This is a genomic window from Vibrio sp. 10N.247.311.13 (assembly GCF_041467595.1).
Lineage (GTDB): Bacteria > Pseudomonadota > Gammaproteobacteria > Enterobacterales > Vibrionaceae > Vibrio > Vibrio crassostreae_C.
This window is the reverse complement of sequence record NZ_JBFSUX010000145.1, coordinates 1-1,107: the sequence shown is the minus strand read 5'-3', so window position 1 is coordinate 1,107 and position 1,107 is coordinate 1. Positions and strand designations below refer to the sequence as shown.

The 1,107-nt window shown below is 41.8% G+C and carries 5 tRNA genes; all 5 read right to left on the bottom strand.

What is annotated here, in order from left to right:
* Positions 1–444: 444 nt before the first annotated feature.
* The 5 genes from AB6E52_RS23105 to AB6E52_RS23085 all read right to left on the bottom strand — a co-directional run bounded on the left by AB6E52_RS23105 (position 445) and on the right by AB6E52_RS23085 (position 942).
* Positions 445–520, bottom strand: a tRNA-Val gene (locus AB6E52_RS23105).
* Positions 521–586: 66 nt separating this feature from the next.
* Positions 587–662, bottom strand: a tRNA-Ala gene (locus AB6E52_RS23100).
* Positions 663–687: 25 nt separating this feature from the next.
* Positions 688–763, bottom strand: a tRNA-Val gene (locus AB6E52_RS23095).
* A gap of 25 nt (positions 764–788) precedes the next feature.
* A tRNA-Lys gene (locus AB6E52_RS23090) sits at positions 789–864 on the bottom strand.
* Positions 865–866: 2 nt separating this feature from the next.
* A tRNA-Glu gene (locus AB6E52_RS23085) sits at positions 867–942 on the bottom strand.
* Positions 943–1,107: the final 165 nt, after the last annotated feature.

Below are 1,107 nucleotides of genomic sequence, written 5' to 3'. Positions count from 1 at the left end.
TGCCAAGGCATCCACCGTGTACGCTTAGTCACTTAACCATACAACCCGAAAGGGTCTTGTGTATGATACAAATTTGCTTTCACTTTTAAAAAGTGAAGACAAAAAGCAACCAAGGTTTTTGGTTGTCATCAAGAAGGGTTAATTCTTAATGACTGTTTGCCGGACTCAATTTACTTTTTGTTTCCACTTTTTAATAAAAAGTAGAATCAAAAAATGAACAATCATTTCTGATCATTCGAATACAAGACACTTGAATGTGTTTGTTGTGTTTACCTAATGAAAGATAAACATTGAGAACTTTTAAATTTGATTTAAATAACTTCGTTATTTAAATCAGTCAGCTTTCCAAATTGTTAAAGAGCAAGAGTTTTTAAAGCATTAAACTTTCAAAACCATTTTTAAATACACTCAGTTTTCTATTACTAAGAAAAGTGTGCTTAAAGATGGTGGGCGATACCGGGCTCGAACCAGTGACCCCCTGCTTGTAAGGCAGGTGCTCTCCCAACTGAGCTAATCGCCCATGATGTTCTTTTGTCTTCACTTTTTAAAAAGTGAAAATAAAAGCCATTCTTACATGGAGAAAGAATGGTGGAGCTATGCGGGATCGAACCGCAGACCTCCTGCGTGCAAGGCAGGCGCTCTCCCAGCTGAGCTATAGCCCCATATTTTTATTTCCTTGGGAGGAAATGGTGGGCGATACCGGGCTCGAACCAGTGACCCCCTGCTTGTAAGGCAGGTGCTCTCCCAACTGAGCTAATCGCCCCAAATTTTATTTCCTTGGGAGGAAATGGTGGGTCGTGCAGGATTCGAACCTGCGACCAATTGATTAAAAGTCAACTGCTCTACCAACTGAGCTAACGACCCAATGGTATCCCGTAGGGGAGTCGAACCCCTGTTACCGCCGTGAAAGGGCGGTGTCCTAGGCCTCTAGACGAACGGGACACTGCAATTCATCTCTACTTTAAAAGTAGAAACAAACTTCGAAGAACTTGGGAGTTCTTCATCTCTTTACTTTTCTAAACCTAATCAATCTGTGTGGGTACTCATCGTAAATATCTTCGTATAAGGAGGTGATCCAGCCCCAGGTTCCCCTAGGGCTACCTTGTT